This window comes from Dietzia cercidiphylli (assembly GCF_039531545.1).
GTDB classification, from domain to species: Bacteria; Actinomycetota; Actinomycetes; order Mycobacteriales; family Mycobacteriaceae; genus Dietzia; species Dietzia natronolimnaea.
Genome location: NZ_BAAAQG010000007.1, coordinates 98,757 through 117,178, shown reverse-complemented (window position 1 = coordinate 117,178; position 18,422 = coordinate 98,757). Strand labels below are relative to the sequence as shown.

19 protein-coding genes and 1 riboswitch are annotated in these 18,422 nt (G+C 71.2%); of the genes, 11 read left to right on the top strand and 8 right to left on the bottom strand.

Translation table 11 applies throughout. The features are described 5' to 3' along the window. Nucleotides 1-40: 40 nt before the first annotated feature. Together ABD250_RS06840 and ABD250_RS06835 are read right to left on the bottom strand one after the other, a co-directional pair. Nucleotides 41-514 carry a PPOX class F420-dependent oxidoreductase gene (locus ABD250_RS06840; RefSeq protein ID WP_182658010.1) on the bottom strand — a complete coding sequence of 158 codons (474 nt, stop codon included), beginning with the start codon at nt 512-514 and terminating at the stop codon, nt 41-43. A gap of 78 nt (nt 515-592) precedes the next feature. Further along, on the bottom strand, nt 593-1,438 hold the full coding sequence (locus tag ABD250_RS06835; protein ID WP_182644266.1) for an exodeoxyribonuclease III: 846 nt from the start codon (nt 1,436-1,438) through the stop codon (nt 593-595). Nucleotides 1,439-1,520: 82 nt separating this feature from the next. On the opposite strand from ABD250_RS06835, the gene ABD250_RS06830 reads away from it, so the two are divergent. From ABD250_RS06830 to ABD250_RS06820, 3 genes are read left to right on the top strand one after another with little or no spacing between them, the layout of a single operon-like run. Next, nucleotides 1,521-3,059 (top strand): FAD-dependent oxidoreductase, encoded by a 1,539-nt coding sequence (locus tag ABD250_RS06830; RefSeq protein WP_241730498.1) that lies wholly within the window; start codon nt 1,521-1,523, stop codon nt 3,057-3,059. A 3-nt stretch (nt 3,060-3,062) separates the two neighbouring features. Further along, a complete protein-coding gene (locus tag ABD250_RS06825) occupies nt 3,063-4,250 on the top strand; it encodes a hypothetical protein (RefSeq protein ID WP_206685725.1) in 1,188 nt (395 codons plus the stop codon). A 4-nt stretch (nt 4,251-4,254) separates the two neighbouring features. Then, nucleotides 4,255-4,854, top strand: a complete 600-nt coding sequence (locus ABD250_RS06820; protein ID WP_182658009.1) for a TetR/AcrR family transcriptional regulator — start codon at nt 4,255-4,257, stop codon at nt 4,852-4,854. On the opposite strand, the gene ABD250_RS06815 is transcribed toward ABD250_RS06820, so the two are convergent. From ABD250_RS06815 to ABD250_RS06805, 3 genes are all read right to left on the bottom strand, one after another. Continuing rightward, on the bottom strand, nt 4,841-6,055 hold the full coding sequence (locus ABD250_RS06815; RefSeq protein WP_338404133.1) for an MFS transporter: 1,215 nt from the start codon (nt 6,053-6,055) through the stop codon (nt 4,841-4,843). The two genes, ABD250_RS06820 and ABD250_RS06815, sit on opposite strands and share 14 nt — an antisense overlap. 49 nt (nt 6,056-6,104) lie before the next feature. After that, nucleotides 6,105-6,977: a bile acid:sodium symporter gene (locus tag ABD250_RS06810; RefSeq protein WP_182639157.1), complete on the bottom strand. Its 873-nt coding sequence runs from the start codon at nt 6,975-6,977 to the stop codon at nt 6,105-6,107. Nucleotides 6,978-7,056: 79 nt separating this feature from the next. Beyond that, nucleotides 7,057-8,274, bottom strand: coding sequence for an NADP-dependent isocitrate dehydrogenase (locus ABD250_RS06805; protein ID WP_182618215.1), 1,218 nt, complete (start codon nt 8,272-8,274; stop codon nt 7,057-7,059). A 155-nt stretch (nt 8,275-8,429) separates the two neighbouring features. Then, nucleotides 8,430-8,545: riboswitch (SAM riboswitch) on the top strand. Nucleotides 8,546-8,597: 52 nt separating this feature from the next. Between ABD250_RS06805 and ABD250_RS06800 the strand changes: the two genes are divergently transcribed. The 3 genes from ABD250_RS06800 to ABD250_RS06790 are packed head-to-tail and all read left to right on the top strand — an operon-like array spanning nt 8,598 to nt 11,547. Next, nucleotides 8,598-9,932 carry an O-acetylhomoserine aminocarboxypropyltransferase/cysteine synthase family protein gene (locus ABD250_RS06800; protein ID WP_182618216.1) on the top strand — a complete coding sequence of 445 codons (1,335 nt, stop codon included), beginning with the start codon at nt 8,598-8,600 and terminating at the stop codon, nt 9,930-9,932. Nucleotides 9,933-9,943: 11 nt separating this feature from the next. Next, nucleotides 9,944-11,113: a homoserine O-acetyltransferase MetX gene (metX, locus tag ABD250_RS06795; protein WP_179524717.1), complete on the top strand. Its 1,170-nt coding sequence runs from the start codon at nt 9,944-9,946 to the stop codon at nt 11,111-11,113. Further along, nucleotides 11,110-11,547, top strand: a complete 438-nt coding sequence (locus ABD250_RS06790) for a hypothetical protein (RefSeq protein WP_179524716.1) — start codon at nt 11,110-11,112, stop codon at nt 11,545-11,547. The genes metX and ABD250_RS06790 overlap by 4 nt, the downstream gene beginning before the upstream one ends. A gap of 87 nt (nt 11,548-11,634) precedes the next feature. Here the strand turns inward: ABD250_RS06790 and ABD250_RS06785 are convergent, their stop codons facing one another. Together ABD250_RS06785 and ABD250_RS06780 are read right to left on the bottom strand one after the other, a co-directional pair. Beyond that, the gene (locus ABD250_RS06785; protein ID WP_344391431.1) at nt 11,635-11,982 is read right to left on the bottom strand and encodes a DUF3017 domain-containing protein; all 348 of its coding nucleotides are present in this window, start codon (nt 11,980-11,982) and stop codon (nt 11,635-11,637) included. Between the two features lie 6 nt (nt 11,983-11,988). After that, nucleotides 11,989-12,849: a bifunctional methylenetetrahydrofolate dehydrogenase/methenyltetrahydrofolate cyclohydrolase gene (locus ABD250_RS06780; RefSeq protein ID WP_182658736.1), complete on the bottom strand. Its 861-nt coding sequence runs from the start codon at nt 12,847-12,849 to the stop codon at nt 11,989-11,991. 60 nt (nt 12,850-12,909) lie between these two features. Between ABD250_RS06780 and ABD250_RS06775 the strand changes: the two genes are divergently transcribed. From ABD250_RS06775 to ABD250_RS06755, 5 genes are read left to right on the top strand one after another with little or no spacing between them, the layout of a single operon-like run. Continuing rightward, nucleotides 12,910-13,401, top strand: coding sequence for a tRNA (cytidine(34)-2'-O)-methyltransferase (locus ABD250_RS06775; RefSeq protein WP_095717925.1), 492 nt, complete (start codon nt 12,910-12,912; stop codon nt 13,399-13,401). 14 nt (nt 13,402-13,415) lie between these two features. Further along, a complete protein-coding gene (locus ABD250_RS06770) occupies nt 13,416-14,414 on the top strand; it encodes a metal ABC transporter substrate-binding protein (protein WP_182617968.1) in 999 nt (332 codons plus the stop codon). Next, complete coding sequence (locus tag ABD250_RS06765) at nt 14,411-15,208, top strand: metal ABC transporter ATP-binding protein (RefSeq protein WP_259846646.1); 798 nt, start codon at nt 14,411-14,413, stop codon at nt 15,206-15,208. The genes ABD250_RS06770 and ABD250_RS06765 overlap by 4 nt, the downstream gene beginning before the upstream one ends. Beyond that, the gene (locus tag ABD250_RS06760) at nt 15,208-16,077 is read left to right on the top strand and encodes a metal ABC transporter permease (protein ID WP_182658738.1); all 870 of its coding nucleotides are present in this window, start codon (nt 15,208-15,210) and stop codon (nt 16,075-16,077) included. The genes ABD250_RS06765 and ABD250_RS06760 overlap by 1 nt, the downstream gene beginning before the upstream one ends. Continuing rightward, complete coding sequence (locus ABD250_RS06755) at nt 16,074-16,850, top strand: metal-dependent transcriptional regulator (RefSeq protein ID WP_344391428.1); 777 nt, start codon at nt 16,074-16,076, stop codon at nt 16,848-16,850. Before ABD250_RS06760 ends, ABD250_RS06755 begins: the two co-directional genes overlap by 4 nt. Nucleotides 16,851-16,880: 30 nt before the next feature. Here ABD250_RS06755 and ABD250_RS06750 read toward each other — a convergent pair whose 3' ends face one another. Continuing rightward, entirely contained in the window at nt 16,881-18,239 is a 1,359-nt protein-coding gene (locus tag ABD250_RS06750) for an FAD-binding oxidoreductase (RefSeq protein WP_344391426.1), read from the bottom strand. Nucleotides 18,240-18,422 lie beyond the last annotated feature (183 nt).

The following is an 18,422-nucleotide window of genomic DNA, read 5'->3' as shown; positions in this document are numbered from 1 at the left end:
CCCATCTTCCCACGGCGCCCCCGGCCCCCCGATCACGCCCTCATCGGCCGGTGGACCGGTCCTGCTCGGGCGGGAACCCGCCCGTCGCCACCGGCCCCCAGTCGTCGATCGTCACCCGGATGAGGCATTTGCCCTGCCGCACCATGGCCTCGCGGTACTCGTCCCAGTCGCTGTGTTCGCCGGCGACGCTGCGGAAGTACTCGACCAGCGGCTCGACGGCACCGGGCAGGTCGACGATCTCGCCGGTGCCGTCCAGGTGGACGTACGGGCCGGTGAAATCGTCGGACAGGACGCACACGCTGACCGCCGGGTCTCGTCGGATGTTCCCGACCTTCGCCCGCTGCGGGTAGGTGGCCACGACGAGCCTGCCCTCAGAGTCGACACCACAGGTCACGGGCGAGCTCTGCAACCCTCCCGAGGACTTCCGCGTGATGAGCACCGCGCGGTGCCGCGGGCGCAGGAACTCCTCGAGTCCGGCTCGGTCAGGACGGTCGGCAGTCGCATACGTCGGCATGGAGCCGAGGTTACGGATGTGCTCGCCGCGCGGCATCCGCGATCGCGGGCCCCTCCGGTGCGGACGCCCTCGTCGTCGTCACTCGTAGACGACGGTGACCGGCGCGTGGTCGGACCACCGCATGTCGTAGGCACTCGCACGGTCCACCCGATCGGCCACGGCACGATCGACCAGGCCGTCGGTCACCACGTGGTAGTCGATGCGCCAGCCCGCGTCGTTGTCGAAGGCCTTGCCCCGTTGGCTCCACCACGAGTACGGGCCGATCTCGTCGGGGCGACGATGGCGCACGATGTCGGTCCACCCGCTGGCGTCGGCGAACAACTCTGACATCCACTCACGCTCGTGGGGCAGGAAGCCGGAGCTCTTGTGGTTCCCCTTGTGGTTCTTCAGGTCCGCCTCGCGGTGGGCGATGTTCCAGTCGCCGCAGATGATCATCTCGTGACCGTCGCGGGCGCCGACCACCTTCGCGCTCTCGGCGAGGTGCTCCCGGAAGCTCGCCATGAAGCGGTCCTTCTCGTCCTGCTTGGGGGTCTCGGCCGTCCCGGAGGGCAGGTAGAGGCTGGCCACGGTGACGGTCTCCCCGTCGACGGCGCCGGGGTACACCGCCTCGATGTAGCGGCCGGACTCGTCGAACTCGGGATCACCGTGCCCGATGCGCACCTCCGCGGGCTCGTGCCGGGACAACAGCGCGACGCCGGCCCGGCCCTTGAGCGAGGAGGCGGAGCCGACGAGGTGCCAGCCGGCGTCGAGGGCCGGAGCGAGCGCCTTACGGGTCTGGCCCTCGTCGGCGCGGACCTCCTGGAGCGCGACCACGTCCGCGCCACTGCCCTCCAGCCAGGGCAGGAATCCGAGGTTGGTCTCCGACCGCTGCTTGACGGCGGCGCGGATCCCGTTGACGTTGACGGTGCTGACGGTGAGGCTCACGCCGATCAGGTTACCGATCGTCCGAAGAGTGACCGTTGACACACCGCGCATACATTCATACATTACGACAATCATTGTATGAATGAAGGAGATCGGGATGCACGGAGCGACGGCAGTGGTCCTCGGCGGGAGCGTGGCGGGCCTGTGTTCGGCCGGCGTGCTGGCGCCGCACTTCGACAGGGTGGTGGTCCTCGAGCGGGACGAGCTTCCGCCCGGCGCCGAGCACCGGCGCGGGGTCCCCCAGAGCAAGCACCCGCACTTCGTCCTCAACGCCGGGCGACGCGCGATCGGCACGATCTTCCCCGGGTTCGAGGAGTCACTCATCGAGGCCGGCGGGATGCTGCTGATGCCCTCGATGGACGCGGCCTACGGCGAGATGGACGGCTGGGGGCCGCGCAAGACCAGCACCATGACGATGATCTACTCCTCCCGCATCCTCATCGAGCGTGTCCTGCGGGAGAAGGTCCGCGACCTGCCGACCATCGAGATCCGCGAGGGCGTGACCGCGTCGGGCCTGTCCACCACCGGAGGCGGGACACCGGCCGGGCGAGTGACCGGGGTGGAGTACCGCGACGCGCACGGCGAGACCCGGATCCTCGAGGCCGATCTCGTGGTGGACGCCCTGGGCCGCGGGTCCTCGGTCCGGGACTGGATCGCGGCCGCCGGCTGGCCGGCCGTCCCCGAGAAGACCCTCGACGCCAAGGTCACCTACACCTCCCGCTGGTACCAACTCCCGGATGCCTCGGAGAGGCCGCCGAACTGGTGGTGGAAGCACCTGGTCCTGACCCCCACCCAGGACACCGGCCCCCATCCGCAGGAGCACGAGTTCCTCTCCAACTTCTTCCCTGTCGAGGGTGACCTCGCGATCTCGTGCATGGGCTCGTGGGGGATCCGGATGCCGCGCACGCCCGAGACGTTCGAGGCCGCCGCCGACCGACTCCGCGCGCCCACCTTCGCCGCCGCCATGCGGGCCGGCACCCCGATCTCGGAGGTGCACCTCACCCGCGCCACGGGCAACAAGTGGCGCCGCTACGACGAGCTGGCACACCCACCGCTGGGCCTGGTGGCCATCGGGGACGCGGCCTGCGCCTTCAATCCGTTCTACGCGCAGGGGATGAGCTCGGCCGCCCGCTCGGCAGTCGTGCTCTCCGACATCCTGGCCGAGCACCGGTCACTCGACTCCTCGTTCACCCGCGCGTTCCTCGACCGGCAGCGCGCGTCGCTGGAAGTGCCGTGGATGCTGGCCATGGCCCGCGACCAGGGATACGACTTCGCCGAGGGCACGGAGGTCGCGCCCGCGTGGCGACGCAGGATCATGTCCCGGGTGTCGTGGCCGGTGTTCAACGCCATCACCGCCGCCGCCCGTGAGGACGACCACGTGGAGCAGACGTTCACCGCGGTGTTCAACCTCGACAAGTCGCTCCGCGACATGATGACGGACCCGCGCTTCGTCTACGGCCTGCTGCGCCACAAGGTCCGCGAGGCGCTCGGCCGCACCCGCGTGCCGGGTGGCTTCGACATCCGCCTCGACCCGCCCGGTACCGACTACTCCGATCCCGCGAACCCCGTCGAACCGGCGGCCTCCGCCGTCCGGTCGGCGACCCGACAGACGAAGGGCTGAGCGATGGCGTACTCCTGTGAACCCGATGCCCGGCAGGTCGCCGATTTCCTCGGCTTCTCCTGCGACGACGCACACCCCGTGGGGGCCGTTCGCTCACCGTTCGCCCTCGAGCACTGGACCATGCCCCTGCTCGAGGTGCTGATCATCGCCGGTGCGGTCTTCGCCCTCGTGCACGCGTGGCGGCGCTGGAGGCGCGACGGCGACCCGGTCAACCTCGGGCTGTGGTTCGCCTCCCTGATCTACCTGGCGGTCATCGAGCCGCCGCTGTACTTCCCCGAGTGGTTCGGTCTGCAGGACTACGTGGGCTTCATCTTCTCCCACAACGTCTTCACCGTGCAGTTCATGTTCGACCGACTGCCGCTGTACATCGTGGCGTTCTACCCGGTGATCTCACAGCTCACCTACGAGCTCGTCCGCGCCCTGGGGATCTTCGCCCGGCGCGGGGCCGCGATCGGGGCGATCGCCACCGCGTTCGCCAGCCAGGTGTTCTACGAGATCTTCGACCAACTCGGGCCCCAGCTCAGGTGGTGGGCGTGGAACCCCGACAACATGATCAACACGCCGATGTTCGCCTCCGTACCGATGAACAGCATGTGGGTGTTCGCCTCGGTGTCCTTCGGCGTCATGGTGTGGCTCGTCGTCACGCTCCTGGGCGGGCCCGGGCGCACCGGAACGCCCATCGGCGGCGGCTCGGTGGCCTGGCGGACCGTCGTCGCGGGGGTGCTCACCCCGGTGCTCATGGTGATCCTGGCCGCGCCCACCAGGGTCGGCGTGGACGCCGAGAGCGAGGGAACCCTCCAACGGACCATCCTCTGGACGTTCCTCGGCATCCTCTGGCTCGTCGGCCTGTGGCTGCTGGCGGACGGGACCCGCCGGACCTGGCGGGGCTCCACGCCACCGGTCGCCTCACCGGCCTTCGTCCGCGTCTACCCTGCCCTCTACGTCGGTGTACACGCGGCGTTCTGGATCGCGGCACTCCCGGCCTTCCTGGGAGCGACGGACGGGGTCACCGCCGGAGGCACCCCGATCGGGAGCGGGTGGTACGCGCTCGCCTGCTTCGCGGTCGCGACCTGGTTCGTCGTCGCGGCGCTCCTGGCGACCCGGTCCCCCTCCGGCGAGGTCGACTCCGCCCCCGGCACCACCGCGGGCACCGGGGATCCGCGGACGCGCGGGGCCGATGTGACACCCTGATCCGATGGCGAGACACGGGTGGGGCGGCCGGCCCCCGGCGGACGAGGAGGAGGCGCGTCAGCGCATCATCGACGCCACCGCCGGCCTGATCGACCGGCACGGGGTCGCCAAGACGACGCTCTCCGACGTCGCGGCCGAGCTCGGCGTGACCCGGCAGACGGTGTACCGACACCTCGGGAGCATCGGCGAGATCGTGAGCGTCGTCGCGGCTCGTGGTGCCGAGGACTTCGTCGACCGGATGGTCTCCCACCTCGAGGGCAGCCGGACCCCGGCGGAGGCCGTGGTCGAGGGCATCCTGTTCTGTCTGCGCACGGTGCCGAGCGACCCACGACTCAACCTGCTGCTGCAACTCGGCGACACCGCCACCTTCAGCCGGGCGGCCACCTCGCCGATGATGCTCGACTACGGCTCGGCGATGCTGCGCCGGTTCCCCGTGGAGTGGGCGGACGCCGGGGTCTCCGACGCCGACCTCGACGGTCTCGCGGAGATGATCATGCGACTGCTCATCTCGCTGTTGGACTCCTCCACGGACGTGCCGCGCCCGGAGGACGAGGTCCGGGCGCTGCTCGACCGGTGGCTCGTGCCGGCGCTCACCCCGTCGTGACCACGTCCCGGTCCGGTCGGGGGGCGGCCAGAACCGCGCCTACGAGGATCGCCAATCCGGCCGCCGCGAGGGCGGCCCCCGCGAGGGCCGGGGAGGTGTAGCCGAAGCCCAGCGCGATCACCACTCCGCCGAGCCACGCCCCCAGGGCGTTGGCGGCGTTGAGCGCCGAGTGATTGAGCGCGGCCGCCAGCGTCTGCCCCCGGCCCGCGTACTGCATCAGCCGGGCCTGCAGTCCGGGCACGAGTGCCGACCCCGTCGCCCCCACGAGGAACAGGCCCACCAGTGCCGTGACCGGATGGTGCGCGGCCACCGTGAACAGGGCCAGGACCACGGTCATGGCCGAGGCGATCGCGACCAACCCGCGGTCGAGGTCCCGGTCCGCGACCACGCCGCCCAGCAGGTTGCCGGTCACCATGCCGAGACCGTAGACGGCCAGCACTGCGGGCATCCAGCCGCGGTCGATCCCCGCGACGTCGACCATCGTCCACTGGATGTAGGTGTAGACGGCGAACATCCCGCCGAACCCCACACCGCCCACGGCCAGGGTCGCCAGGATCTGCGGGCGGGCCAGCGCGGCCAACTCCTCGCGCGCCCTGACCACCACCGCGCCCGACGGTTCGGGGACGACGACGAAGATGGCCGCCACGGTCAGTGCCCCGATCACCCCGACCGCGAGGAAGGCCGCCTGCCACCCGGCGGCCTCCCCGAGCCACGTGGCCGCGGGGACACCGATCACGGTCGCCACCGACAGACCCAGCAGGACCAGCGACACCGCGCGAGCCTGCTTGCCCGGGCCGGCGAGCGAGGCCGCGACCAGCGAGGCCACACCGAAGTAGGCCCCGTGCGGGATGCCGGCGAGGAAGCGCGCGGCCACCAGGATCTCGGCGGAGGGCGCGAAGGCGGCGGCGGTGTTGCCCACGGTGAACAACGCCATGAGCACCAGGAGCAGGGTGCGGCGGCGCCACCGGGAGGTCCACACGGTCAACAGCGGTGCGCCCACGACCACCCCGAGCGCATAGGCGGTGATGACGTGTCCCGCCTGTGGTTCGGTGAGCCCGAAGTCGTCGGCGATCGACCTCAACAGGCCCATCGCCGCGAACTCCGTGACGCCGATGCCGAACCCGCCCAGCGCCAGGGCGAGGATCGCGACCGCCACGCGGCGGGGGGTCGGCGCGGGGCCGGTGGCGGGGCTCGTGGTCACCGGAGCAGGCTACGCCCACCCCTGCGCGGGCCCGCCCTGACAGACCCGATCAGGGGGCGGTGCGCATGAGGCGCCGACCGCCGTAGACCACCAGGAACGCGGTGACGTACATGACGATGCTGTAGACGGCGGCGGCCAGCCCCACCTCCTCGTCGCCGATCACGGTGAAGGCGATGAGCAGGGTCAACGTGGTGTTCTTGATGCCGAACTCGACCGCGATCGCGATCTGTTCGGCGCGGCGCAGCCGGCACACCCAGGCGAGCAGTCCGCCCACCACGATCAGAGCCAGGTTCAGGACGACGACCGCGGGTCCCACGGCCACGACGAGGTCGACGATGCGGTCCCTCTCGCCGAGCACGATGCCCACGATGAGCAGCACCAGGACGACGAGTCCGACGATGCCCACGAAGCGCTCGATGCGGGCGGCCAGGGCGGGCCTCCTCGCGCGGAGGAGCATGCCGAGAAGGACCGGGATGAGGATGACACCCAGGAGGAGCCCGAAGGTCTGGCCGAGCGGGACGGTCACCTCGGCGTCGGAGGCCCCCGGGATGACCCGCGCGCCGATACCGAACCACATCGGCAGCGTGAGGATCACGGCCACGGAGGTCAGGGCGGTGAGGATGACCGACAGCGCGACGTTGCCGCGGGCCAGATAGGTGATGAGGTTGGACGTCGCCCCGCCGGGGGTCGCCGCGACCAGGACGACGCCGAGGGCCAGCATCGCGGGGAGCCCGAAGACCAGGGCCACGACCACGCCCGTCAGCGGCACCAGGACCAGCTGGCCGAACAGTCCGACGATCGTGGCCCACGGCGACCTGGCCTGGACCGCGAAGTCCTCCTTGGTCAGGCTGAGCCCGATGCCGACCATGATGATCGCCAGCGCGACGGGCAGGCCTATGTCGATCAGGGGACTCTGGTCCACGTGGTGCTCCTCGGGTGCTCGCGGGTCGGCGGACGGCGGCCCTCATGTGAGATGGACCACTGTCCGACACCGTAGCCGCTCAGGCGCGGGCCCTCTTGAGGTTCTGGTCCAGGGCGGCGAGGAAATCCTCGGTGGTGAGGTGGTCCTGGTCCTCGCCGACCAGGAGGGCGAGATCCTTGGTCATCTGGCCGCCCTCGACGGTCGAGATGACGACGTCCTCGAGTTGGTGCGCGAACTCGATGACCTCGGGGGTGTTGTCGAGAGTGCCCCGGTGCTCGAGCCCGCGGGTCCAGGCGAAGATCGACGCGATCGGGTTGGTGGAGGTGGGCTCGCCCTGCTGGTGCCGCCGGAAGTGGCGGGTGACCGTCCCGTGCGCGGCCTCGGCCTCGCAGGTCTTCCCGTCCGGAGTGAGCAGGACCGAGGTCATCAGGCCGAGCGAGCCGAAGCCCTGGGCCACCGTGTCGGACTGCACGTCGCCGTCATAGTTCTTGCAGGCCCAGACGTACCCGCCCTCCCACTTGAGCGCGGAGGCGACCATGTCGTCGATGAGTCGGTGCTCGTAGGTCAGGTCGGCGGCGTCGAAATCCGCCTTGAACTCGCGGTCGAAGACGTCCTGGAAGATGTCCTTGAACGCGCCGTCGTAGGCCTTGAGGATCGTGTTCTTGGTCGACAGGTACACCGGGTAACCGTGCTGCAGTCCGTAGTTGAACGACGCGCGTGCGAAGTCCTCGATGGACTCGGTGAAGTTGTACATCCCCATGACCACACCGCCGTCGTCCGGCATCTCGACGATCTCGTGCTCGATCGGCTCGGAACCGTCGGCCGGCGTGTAGGTGATGGTGACAGTGCCCGCTCCGGGCACCCTGAAGTCGGTGGCGCGGTACTGGTCGCCAAAGGCGTGCCGGCCGACGATGATCGGCTTGGTCCAGCCCGGCACCAGGCGGGGGACGGTGGAGATGATGATCGGGGCGCGGAAGATCGTCCCGCCGAGGATGTTGCGGATCGTGCCGTTCGGCGAGCGGTACATCCGCTTGAGACCGAACTCCTCCATGCGGGCCTCGTCCGGCGTGATGGTCGCGCACTTGACCCCCACCCCGTGCTTCTTGATGGCGTTGGCGGCGTCCACGGTGACCTGGTCGTCCGTGGCGTCGCGGTTGGAGATGCCGAGGTCGTAGTACTCGAGGTCCACGTCCAGGTAGGGGTGGATGAGCTCGTCCTTGATGAACTTCCAGATGATGCGGGTCATCTCGTCGCCGTCGAGTTCGACGACCGTCCCCTCGACCTTGATCCTGGCCATCGGACCCTCTCTCCCCGCTCGCCCCTCCGGGGCCCGCGTGTCGGCACCACTGTGACGTACGCCTCATCTTACGGATCCGCCCGGTTCCCGAGAGGCCCCTGCGCGCCGTTACCCCTCGTTGCCGCCGCCGAGCGGCTTAGGCTAACCTCTCCCCAGGTCATGAGTTCCAGCGACAAGCCCCGGCTCGCTGGACGGCAACCCTCCACCGCGGTGGGGTGCCCCGGGAGACGACCTGGCCACCACCCACCCGGGTGACAGGCAAGCGCGGGTCCGCTGTCGTCAAGCGGCCGGACCCTTCTGACGAGAGGAGGGGCTCCGCCCCGATGACGTACGACAACAGCAATCCCGACTGGGCCTTCGAGACCCGCCAGATCCACGCCGGTCAGCCGGTCGACTCCGACACCGGTGCGCGCAACCTGCCGATCTACCAGACCACCTCGTACGTCTTCGCGGACGCCAAGCAGGCCGCGGACCGGTTCGCGCTCGCCGAGATGGGCCCGATCTACACCCGGATCACCAACCCCACGGTCGCCGCCGCGGAGGATCGCATCGCGTCGCTCGAGGGCGGCGTCGCCGGGCTGCTCTTCGCGTCCGGCCAGGCCGCCGAGACCGCGGTCATCCAGGCGATCGCGCAGTCCGGTGGCCACGTGGTGGCCTCCCCCCGCCTCTACGGCGGTACCGACACCCTGCTCCGGCACACGCTGCCCAAGTACGGCATCGAGACCACGTTCGTGGAGAACCCGGACGACCCCGCCTCCTGGCAGGCGGCGGTACGGCCGGACACCAAGCTGTTCTACGGCGAGTCCATCTCGAACCCGCTGAACGACATCCTCGACATCCCGGCGATCGCCGAGGTCGCGCACCGCAACCAGGTTCCGCTCGTCATCGACAACACGGTGGCCACCCCGTACCTCATCCGCCCGCTGGAGCTGGGGGCGGATGTCGTCGTCTCCTCGGCCACCAAGTACCTCGGCGGCCACGGCGCCTCCCTCGGCGGCGTCCTGGTCGACGGCGGGAAGTTCGACTGGCGCGTGCAGCGGGACGGGCAGGACGTGTTCCCGTCCTTCACCACCCCGGATCCCGCGTACCACGGTCTGGTCTACGCCGACCTCGGGGCGCCCGCCCTCGCGCTCAAGGCCCGCGTGACGCTCCTGCGCGACACCGGCGCGGCGGCCTCCCCGTTCAACGCGTGGACCCTGGTCCAGGGCATCGACACCCTGAGCCTGCGCATCGAGCGCCATGTGTCCAACGCGCAGCGGGTGGCCGAGTGGCTCGAGGCGCGCGAGGACGTGGCGGGCGTCCAGTACGCCGGCCTGGCCTCCTCGCCGTACAACGCGCTGCAGAAGAAGCTGTCCCCCAAGGGTGCGGGCGCGATCGTCACGTTCGACCTCGCGGTGCCGCAGGGCGCGTCCGAGGAGGACATCACGACGCGGGCGTGGACGTTCATCGACGCGCTCAAGCTGCACTCGTGCCTGGTCAACATCGGCGACGTCCGGTCGCTGGTGTGCCACCCGGCCACCACCACCCATTCCCAGGGCACGCCCGAGGCCAACGCGATCGCCGGGGTCACCACGGCGACCGTCCGTCTGTCGGTGGGCATCGAGGCCGTCGACGACATCATCGGTGACCTCGAGCTCGGTTTCGCCGCGCTCTCCTGACGTCCGCCCGCATGGTCCGCCCCACCGATCCACTCGCGCTGTTGCCCCCGGGCGACGGCACCCTCGGCCGTGTCGCCATCGGCGACCTCACGCTGGTCACGGGTGTCGTCCTCCCGGGGGTGACCCTCGCGGTGCAGCGGTGGGGCCGGATCTCGGAGGACCGGTCCAACATCGTCCTGGTCGAACACGCGCTGACCGGGGACTCCCACGTGGTCGGCTCCGTGGACTCGCTCCACCCGACGCCCGGGTGGTGGAACGGACTCGTCGGGCCCGGGCTGCCGCTGGACACCGACCGCTACTGCGTGCTGTCGGTCAACGTGCTCGGCGGGTGTCGGGGGTCGACGGGCCCCAGTTCACTGCACCCCGACGGCCACTACTGGGGCGCCCGCTTCCCGGCCGTGTCCGTCCGCGACATGGTGGAGGCCGAGCGGGTCCTGGCCGACCTGCTGGGGATCGAGCGGTGGGCCGCGGTGATCGGCGGTTCCATGGGCGGGGCCAGGACCCTCGAGTGGATGGTCACCCATCCGGACCGCGTCCGGGCGGGCTGTGTCCTCGCGGTCGGGGCGCGCGCCTCCGCGGACCAGATCGGGGTGCAGACCGCGCAGATCATGGCCGTGACCTCCGACCCCCACTGGCAGCAGGGCGGGTACCACGGCACCGGCCGCACCCCCGTCGCCGGACTCGGGATCGCCCGTCGCATCGCGCACCTGTCCTACCGGGGAGAGCTGGAACTGGACGAGCGGTTCGCCAACCGTCCGCAACCCGGTGAGGACCCCCGGGGCGAGGACCTGTCGATGTCGGGGCGCTTCGCCGTGCAGTCCTACCTCGACCACCAGGCCGGCAAGCTCGTCTCCCGCTTCGACGCCTGCACCTATGTCCTGCTCACCGACGCACTCAACCGTCACGACGTGGGCCTGGGACGAGGCGGGGTCGAACAGGCCCTGCGCTCCTGTCCCGTTCCCTGTGTGATCGGCGGGGTGACCACCGACCGCCTCTATCCCCTGCGCCAGCAGGAGGAGCTCGCCGCGCTGTTGCCCGGCGCCGATCCACTGGTGGTGATCGACAGCCCGGCGGGTCACGACGGCTTCCTCACCGAGTCCGACGTGGTGGGCCCCATGCTCGCCAGGACGCTCGAACTCGCCGCACAGGGATCCCCCGACCGAACCCGAGGACATGCATGACCGACCGCGATCACAGCCCCCGGCCCGCCGCCCTCGGCCTGACGGGACTGGCAGTGGGGCTCGGCATCATCGGCGTGGCCATCGGCTTCGCCACGCTGCTGGGGATCACCGCCACGGCCAGCGGCGGCGGCGACACCACCGAGTACGGGCCGATGGCGGTGACCGCCGCGTCGTCGCTGGCGCTGGGGGTGCTGCTGATCGTGGGCGCGGTGCTGCTGTGGCGCGCCCACCGTGCGGCCCGCGTCGTCATCGCGGTGGCGGTGGCGCTGCTCGTCGTGAGCTCGCTCGCGCGGATGGTGGTCGACAGCGTCACGTTCATCTCGGTGCTGGGGAGCGTGCTCTCGCTGTGCGCTCTGGTGGCGATGGGGGTGCTGCTCGCCTCGGACGGCGTCCGCGACCACGTCCGCGAGGGCGTCCCCCTGCGACTGACCTAGTCCGGAGCTGACCTAGTCCGGAGCTGACCTGGTCCGGGAGCTGACCTGGTCCGGAGCTGACCTGGTCGGGCGTGTGACGGGTCGGCCTCAGCCCGTCCCGAGGGAGTCGATCGACGTGGCGAGCCACAGGACGACCGCGCCGATCACCACGTAGAAGGCCACGTCGAAGCCCTTGCTCCGCACGCCGAGCAGCCGCGCGCGCTCGTCGGGCACCACCCCCCGCAGGACCGCGGCGGCCAGGGCCACGAGGCCCAGCAGGAACGCACCGCGGCGCCACCGCTCGAACATCACGAACCCGAGTGACACCGCCATGCCGACGAGCACCAGCGCGAGCGGCCACTGGGCCCGGATCTGGGACAAGCGCAGCCGCGCGGGCCGGGTGCGCCGCGGCCGGGCATCGGTCGGCCGCGGCCGGTCGGGGGCGGGGTGGGTCATGCGGGCCTAGGACGTCCCCGCGGCGAGCCGCTCGCAGCGCTCGACCACGTTGGCCAGCAGGAACGCCCGCGTGAGCGGACCGACGCCACCCGGGTTCGGGGAGACCGCACCGGCGACGTCCCACACGTCCGGGTGGACGTCGCCGGCCAGCTTCCCGTCGAGCCGGGACACCCCCACGTCGAGGATCGCCGCGCCCGGCTTGACCATGTCCGGCGTGAGCATGTGGGCCACCCCGGCCGCGGCCACGATCACGTCGGCCCGCCGCGTCTCGGCGGCCAGGTCCCGGGTTCCGGTGTGGCACAGGGTGACGGTCGAGTTCTCGCTGCGGCGGGTGAGCATCAGCCCGATCGGGCGCCCCACGGTGACCCCGCGGCCGATCACCACCACGTGTGCCCCGTCGAGTTCGACACCGAATCGCCGCAGGAGGTGGATGGCGCCGTTGGGGGTGCACGGCAGAGGGGCCGTCGCGTTGAGGACCAGCTTGCCGAGGTTGACGGGATGCAGTCCGTCCGCGTCCTTGGCCGGGTCGATGCGCTCGAGGATCGCGTTCTCGTCGAGGTGCTTCGGCAGCGGCAGCTGAACGATGTACCCGGTACACGCGGGATCGGCGTTGAGCTCGTCGATCACGGCCTCGAGCTCGGCCTGACCGGTCTCGGCGGGCAGGTCACGCCGGATGGAGGCGATGCCGACCTGCTCGCAGTCGCGGTGCTTCATCTTGACGTAGGAGTGGCTGCCCGGGTCGTCGCCCACCAGGACCGTTCCCAGCCCCGGGGTGGTGCCCTTGTCGCGCAACGCGGCGACCCGGTCGGTGAGGTCGGCGACGATCTCGTCGCGGGTGAGCTTTCCGTCCAGCTTGATAGCGGTCACGGGCGCCAGTATCCCACTCCGGAGCGGCCACGTCGCCAGCGCACTGCGAGAATGGCCGCCATGACCGGAGCCGGCGTGCGTGTGTTGTTCGACCGACCCCGCATCCCCCCCAACACCGGCAACGCGATCCGGCTGGCGGCGGGGGCGGGGTGTGAACTCCATCTGGCCGGGCCACTGGGCTTCGACCTGTCCGAACCGCAGCTGCGGCGGGCGGGGCTCGACTACCACGACCTGGCGCACGTGGAGGTCCACGAGGATCTCGAGGCCGCGTACGCGCGACTACTCCCGGCGCGGGTGTGGGCGTTCACCGTGCGGGCCGACCGCTCGCTGCCGGAGATCCGGTTCTCCCCCGGTGACGTCCTGCTGTTCGGGCCCGAGCCCACCGGTCTGGCCCCGGACGTGCTGGCCGACGAGCGCGTGACCGCGACGGTGCGCATCCCCATGCTGGCGGGTCGCCGCTCCATGAACCTGTCCAACGCCGCCGCCGTGGTGGTCTACGAGGCCTGGAGGCAGCAGGGCTACCCAGGCGGTATGGATATTCCGCCACTTTGACTTAATATTTCGGTATGCCGAAATCTCATCTGGCCGGGGGCCGCAATCCCCGGGCCGGTCGCCGGCGACCCTGGTCCCCCGCGGCCGCGGTCGTCGTCGCACTCGTGACCGCGATCGTGGCGGCCGCCTGCACCACCGGCACCTGGGGAGCGGTCGACGTGGACGACCGGCCCCGGTTCGCCGCCCGGGAGGCCGACGACCGGGTCGTGGTGGCCACGACCTTCACGATCCTCGCGGACATGGCCCGCCGCGTCGGTGGAGACCGGGTCCGGGTGGAGTCGGTGACGACCCCGGGCGCCGACATCCACCAGTACGAGCCGTCCGTCGACGACCTCAAGCGGGTCGAGGGCGCGGACCTGGTGGTGAGCAACGGTCTCGGCATGGACGACTGGCTGCTGCGCTTCATCGACGGGACCGACGCACGCCACGTGGTCACCTCCGAGGGGGTCGACCCGCTGCCGGTGCGCTCCGGCAACTACACCGGGCGGCCCAACCCCCACGCGTGGATGTCGCCCGACGAGGGCGCGAGATACATCCGGACGATCGCCCGCGCCCTGACCGAGGTCGACCCGGAGGGAGCCGAGGGGTACCTCGCTCGCGCCGAGGACTACGTGGCCGAACTCGACGAGCTGGCGTCCCGCGCCCGCGCGGCCGTGGCGGCGGTGCCGCAGGACCGCCGTGTCCTGGTCACGTGCGAGGGCGCGTTCTCCTACCTGGCCCGGGACCTCGGCCTGGAGGAGCTCTACCTGTGGCCGGTCAACAGCGAGTCCCAGGGGCTGCCGCGTCAGGTCACCGCCCTGATCGACGAGGTGCGTGATCGTGAGATCCCCGCCGTCTTCTGCGAGTCGACGGTCTCCGGCGCGGCGATGGAGCAGGTCGCGGCCGAAACGGGCAGCAGGGTCGCCGGCCTGCTGTACGTCGACTCCCTCTCCGCGCCCAGCGGCCCGGTGCCCACCTACCTCGACCTGCTCGACCACGACCTCGAGACGATCACCCGGGAGCTGACGTCATGACCGACCGCCCACTGCCCTTCTCCGTGCACACGGGCCCGCCCGCCGTCGTCGTCACCGACCTCACCGTCGACCGCGGCCAGATCCGCGCGCTCGACTCGGTGTCGCTCTCGGTGCCGACCGGGGAGATCACCGTGCTGCTCGGCCCCAACGGGTCCGGGAAGTCCACCCTGCTCCAGTCGCTGCTCGGCCTTGTCACCCCCACCGGTGGATCGGTGCGCCTCCTCGGTTCCCCGGTCCGGCGCGCGCTACGCACCGGACGGGTGGCGGCGGTGCCCCAGTCGGACGGACTCGACGAGCGGTTCCCGGTCACCGCCGGTGAGGTGGTCATGCAGGGCCGCCGCCGCTTCACCGGTCCGTGGCGCCGCCCGTCCGCCGCCGACCGACTGGCGGTCGACGAGGCCCTGGACCGGGTCGGGTTGTCGCCGATCGCGGGGCGGCGCATCGGCGAGCTCTCGGGCGGTCAACGGCGACGGGTCCTGCTGGCCCGCTGCCTGGCCCAGGAGGCCGAGCTGCTGCTCCTCGACGAACCGTTCAGCGGCATGGACGCCGGCAGCGAGGAGGTCTACATCGACGTGCTGCGCGAGCTCACCGCCTCGGGGCGGACCGCACTGGTCTCCACCCACCACCTGGGCACGGTCGAGCGGCTCGCGGACTCGGTCGCCCTGCTCAACGGTCGGCTGGTGGCGCACGGCCCCGTGGCCGAGACCACCACCCCCCAGATCCTGTCCACGTTGCTCGGGGCGCGGCTGCCCGCCGTCGACGACCGGACGCCGACCGCCGAGGGAGCACTGTGATGATCGATCTGCTCGTCGAGCCGATGAGTTACGAGTTCATGCGGCGCGCCCTGCTCGTGGTGGCCGCCTCCGGTGTGGCCGGCGCGTTGCTGAGCTGCTGGCTGGTCCACATGGGCTGGTCTCTCATGGGTGACGCGGTCTCCCACGCCGTCCTGCCCGGTGTGGTGATCGCCGCCCTGATCGGCATCCCGTTCGCGGTCGGCGCACTCATCGCCGCGCTGGTCGCGGTGGCGCTCATCGGCGCGGTCCGAGAGGGGGGGACGGTGCGGGAGGACGCGGCCATGGGCATCGTCTTCACCGCCCTGTTCTCGTTCGGACTGGTCCTCATCGCCCGGTTCCCCAGCGGGCAGGACCTGCACTCGATCCTGTTCGGCAGCGTCCTCGGGGTGCGCGATTCCGACCTCGTCCAGGTGTTGGCGGTCTCGGCGTTCACGGTGATCGTGCTGCTGGCCTTCCGCCGCGATCTCATCATGCTGGCCTTCGACCGGCTGCACGCCCACACCCTGGGGCTCAGGACGCGGGCGCTGACCGGGCTCCTGCTCGCCACCCTCGCCACCGCCACCGTGGCGGGGGTCCAGTCGGTGGGCGTGATCCTGGTGGTGGCCACGCTCATCATCCCCGGCGCGACCGCCCAGTTGGTGGCCGACACCATGCGGGGGACGATGATCGTCGCCGTCGTCGTCGCCCTGGTCGGTGGCGTCACCGGCCTGTACGCCGGCTACTACGCCGACCTCCCCCCGGGCCCGGTAGTGGTCCTCGCGCAGGCCGTCATCTTCACCGCGGCGCAGCTGTTCGCCCCCCGGCGCGGCGTGATCCCGCGGGCCGCGGCGGGCGCCCGGGCCCGGCGATCGGGGATGATAACGGCATGACCGTCGACCCGCCCCGTGCAGATGTACCCGGTGCAAATGCACCCAGAGGCCTCGCCGATCTCACGCCGACCATCCAGGCCTATCTCATGGCCGCCCACCACCTGGGGGCCGGCGGCGGGCCCGTCACCCCGGGTGCGCTGGCCGACCGTCTCGGCGCCTCCCCCTCCTCCGTCACCGAGGGCGTCCGCAAGCTCGCCGCCATGGGGTTGGCGCAGCACCGCCCCTACGCGCCCGTCGAGCTCACCGAGGCCGGGAGGTCGTTCGCGGTGGCCATGGTCCGCCGCCACCGGATCCTCGAGACGTTCCTCGCCCGGTGCCTGGACTACCCGTGGGACGAGGTGCACGCCGAGGCCGACGCCCTCGAGCACGTGGTCTCCGACCGGTTCGTCGACGCCCTGGACGGCTTCCTCGACCACCCGCGCCGCGACCCGCACGGCGACCCCATCCCCACCCGCGACGGGCGGCTTGACCAGCTCGCCGACGTCCCCCTGGACCGGGTGCCCGAGGGCGGCGCCGGTGTGGTCACGCGGGTGTCCGACCGGGACAACTCCGTCCTGCGGCACCTGGCCGAGATCGGCCTGCGCCCCGATTCGCCGGTCGAGGTGGTCTCCCGCCAGGTCGAGCTGGGGATCATCACGGTGGCCCTGGGCGGGCGGGTGGTGCCGGTGGGCACGCCGGTCGCGGCGGCGGTGCGGGTCCGGGTTCCGGCCGGCGACGACGGCGGCGGCGGCGACCACAACAACGTCGACGACGACGACGAGGTCGCGCAGTAACCTCGCGAGCGGACCGCCGCCCCGGTGACGTCAGAACATCGTCCCCGGGTTGAGGATCCCCTGCGGGTCCAGCGCCGTCTTGATGCGGCGGTTCAACTCCATCACGTCCTCGCCCAGCTGGGCGGGCAGCCACGGCGCCTTGAGGCGTCCCACGCCGTGTTCGCCGGTGATCGTCCCTCCCATCCCGATCGCCAGGTCCATCACCTCGCCGAACGCCGCCTGGGCCCGGTGAGCGCGGTCCGGGTCGTCGTCGGCCAGCACGATGATCGGGTGCGTGTTGCCGTCACCGGCGTGGGCGACCAGGGCGATCGGCACATCACGCCGGGCCGAGATCTCCTCGATCCCGGCGACCAGCTCGGGAAGCGCGGGCAACGGCACGCCGACGTCCTCGAGGAGCAGCGTCCCGGTCTTGCCCAGGCTGGTGAACGCGGCCCGACGCGCGACCGTGAACTGCTCCCCCTCCTCGGGATCGTCGGTCGCGAACACCTCGCTCGCGCCGTGGGTGCGGAACGCCTCGGCCATGAACTCCGTCTCGGCCGCGCGGTCGGGTCCGGTGAGGTCGGACTGGGCCAGCAGCATCGCACCGGCCGAGGTGTCCAGGCCCATCCTCAGGTCCGCCTCGACGGCCCGGATCGAGACGTTGTCCATGAACTCGAGCATCGCCGGGCGGATCCGGCGGGTGACGGCCAGGACGGCGTCGCTGCACGCCACCACGTCCGGGAAGATCCCCACCACGGTGGAACGGGGCGGCTGTTCGGGGATGAGCCGCACGATGATCTCGGTGACGATCCCCAACGTGCCCTCGCTCCCCACGAAGAGCTTGGTCAGGCTCAACCCGGCGGTGTCCTTGAGCCGCGCGCCGCCCAGTCGCACCGCGGTGCCGTCGGCCAACACCACCGTCATCCCGAGGACGTAGTCGGTCGTCACCCCGTACTTCACGCAGCACAGACCGCCGGCGTTGGTGGCGATGTTGCCGCCGATCGAGCAGATCTCGTACGACGAGGGGTCCGGCGGATACCAGAGTCCGTGCTCGGCGACGGCCCGCTTGACCTCGACGTTGAGCAGACCCGGCTGGACTGTCGCGGTGCGGGTGACCGGGTCGACGTCGATGTCGCGCATGAGCTCGGTGGACAACACGATGCCGCCCTCGACCGCCGTCGCTCCCCCGGACAGTCCCGAACCGGCCCCCCGCGGGACCACCGGCACGCCGTGCGCACTCGCCCAGCGCATGACCTCCTGCACGTCCTCGGTCGACCGCGCGCGCACCACGGCGAGCGGCATCCCCGGGTCCGGGGCCTTGGCCCAGTCCTGGCGGTATCCCTCGAGCACGTCCGCGTCCGTGAGCACGGAGGCGCTGTCGAGGCGGGCACGGAGGTCGTCCAGGATCATGACCCGAACCTACGACGAACCCTTGCGGGGGCGCATGTGGATGGACGGGGTCCCCGGCGATCAGCCCTCCCGAGGAACATCACGGCCACGAGAACCGCCGCCGCCCCCACCACGGGGGCGGTGTGTGAGACCCCGTCGAACACGGCCCGTGTGGTGTCGTCGTGGCGGTCGTACTCCTCATGG

What these genes read in the sequence shown, in the direction of transcription:
- ABD250_RS06840 (WP_182658010.1), bottom strand. Translation starts at nt 514, where the DNA reads ATGCCGACGTATGCGACTGCCGACCGTCCTGACCGAGCCGGACTCGAG.
- ABD250_RS06830 (WP_241730498.1), top strand. Translation starts at nt 1,521, where the DNA reads ATGAAGGAGATCGGGATGCACGGAGCGACGGCAGTGGTCCTCGGCGGG.
- ABD250_RS06825 (WP_206685725.1), top strand. Translation starts at nt 3,063, where the DNA reads ATGGCGTACTCCTGTGAACCCGATGCCCGGCAGGTCGCCGATTTCCTC.
- ABD250_RS06820 (WP_182658009.1), top strand. Translation starts at nt 4,255, where the DNA reads ATGGCGAGACACGGGTGGGGCGGCCGGCCCCCGGCGGACGAGGAGGAG.
- ABD250_RS06805 (WP_182618215.1), bottom strand. Translation starts at nt 8,274, where the DNA reads ATGGCCAGGATCAAGGTCGAGGGGACGGTCGTCGAACTCGACGGCGAC.
- ABD250_RS06800 (WP_182618216.1), top strand. Translation starts at nt 8,598, where the DNA reads ATGACGTACGACAACAGCAATCCCGACTGGGCCTTCGAGACCCGCCAG.
- metX (WP_179524717.1), top strand. Translation starts at nt 9,944, where the DNA reads ATGGTCCGCCCCACCGATCCACTCGCGCTGTTGCCCCCGGGCGACGGC.
- ABD250_RS06790 (WP_179524716.1), top strand. Translation starts at nt 11,110, where the DNA reads ATGACCGACCGCGATCACAGCCCCCGGCCCGCCGCCCTCGGCCTGACG.
- ABD250_RS06785 (WP_344391431.1), bottom strand. Translation starts at nt 11,982, where the DNA reads ATGACCCACCCCGCCCCCGACCGGCCGCGGCCGACCGATGCCCGGCCG.
- ABD250_RS06775 (WP_095717925.1), top strand. Translation starts at nt 12,910, where the DNA reads ATGACCGGAGCCGGCGTGCGTGTGTTGTTCGACCGACCCCGCATCCCC.
- ABD250_RS06770 (WP_182617968.1), top strand. Translation starts at nt 13,416, where the DNA reads ATGCCGAAATCTCATCTGGCCGGGGGCCGCAATCCCCGGGCCGGTCGC.
- ABD250_RS06765 (WP_259846646.1), top strand. Translation starts at nt 14,411, where the DNA reads ATGACCGACCGCCCACTGCCCTTCTCCGTGCACACGGGCCCGCCCGCC.
- ABD250_RS06760 (WP_182658738.1), top strand. Translation starts at nt 15,208, where the DNA reads ATGATCGATCTGCTCGTCGAGCCGATGAGTTACGAGTTCATGCGGCGC.
- ABD250_RS06755 (WP_344391428.1), top strand. Translation starts at nt 16,074, where the DNA reads ATGACCGTCGACCCGCCCCGTGCAGATGTACCCGGTGCAAATGCACCC.
- ABD250_RS06750 (WP_344391426.1), bottom strand. Translation starts at nt 18,239, where the DNA reads ATGATCCTGGACGACCTCCGTGCCCGCCTCGACAGCGCCTCCGTGCTC.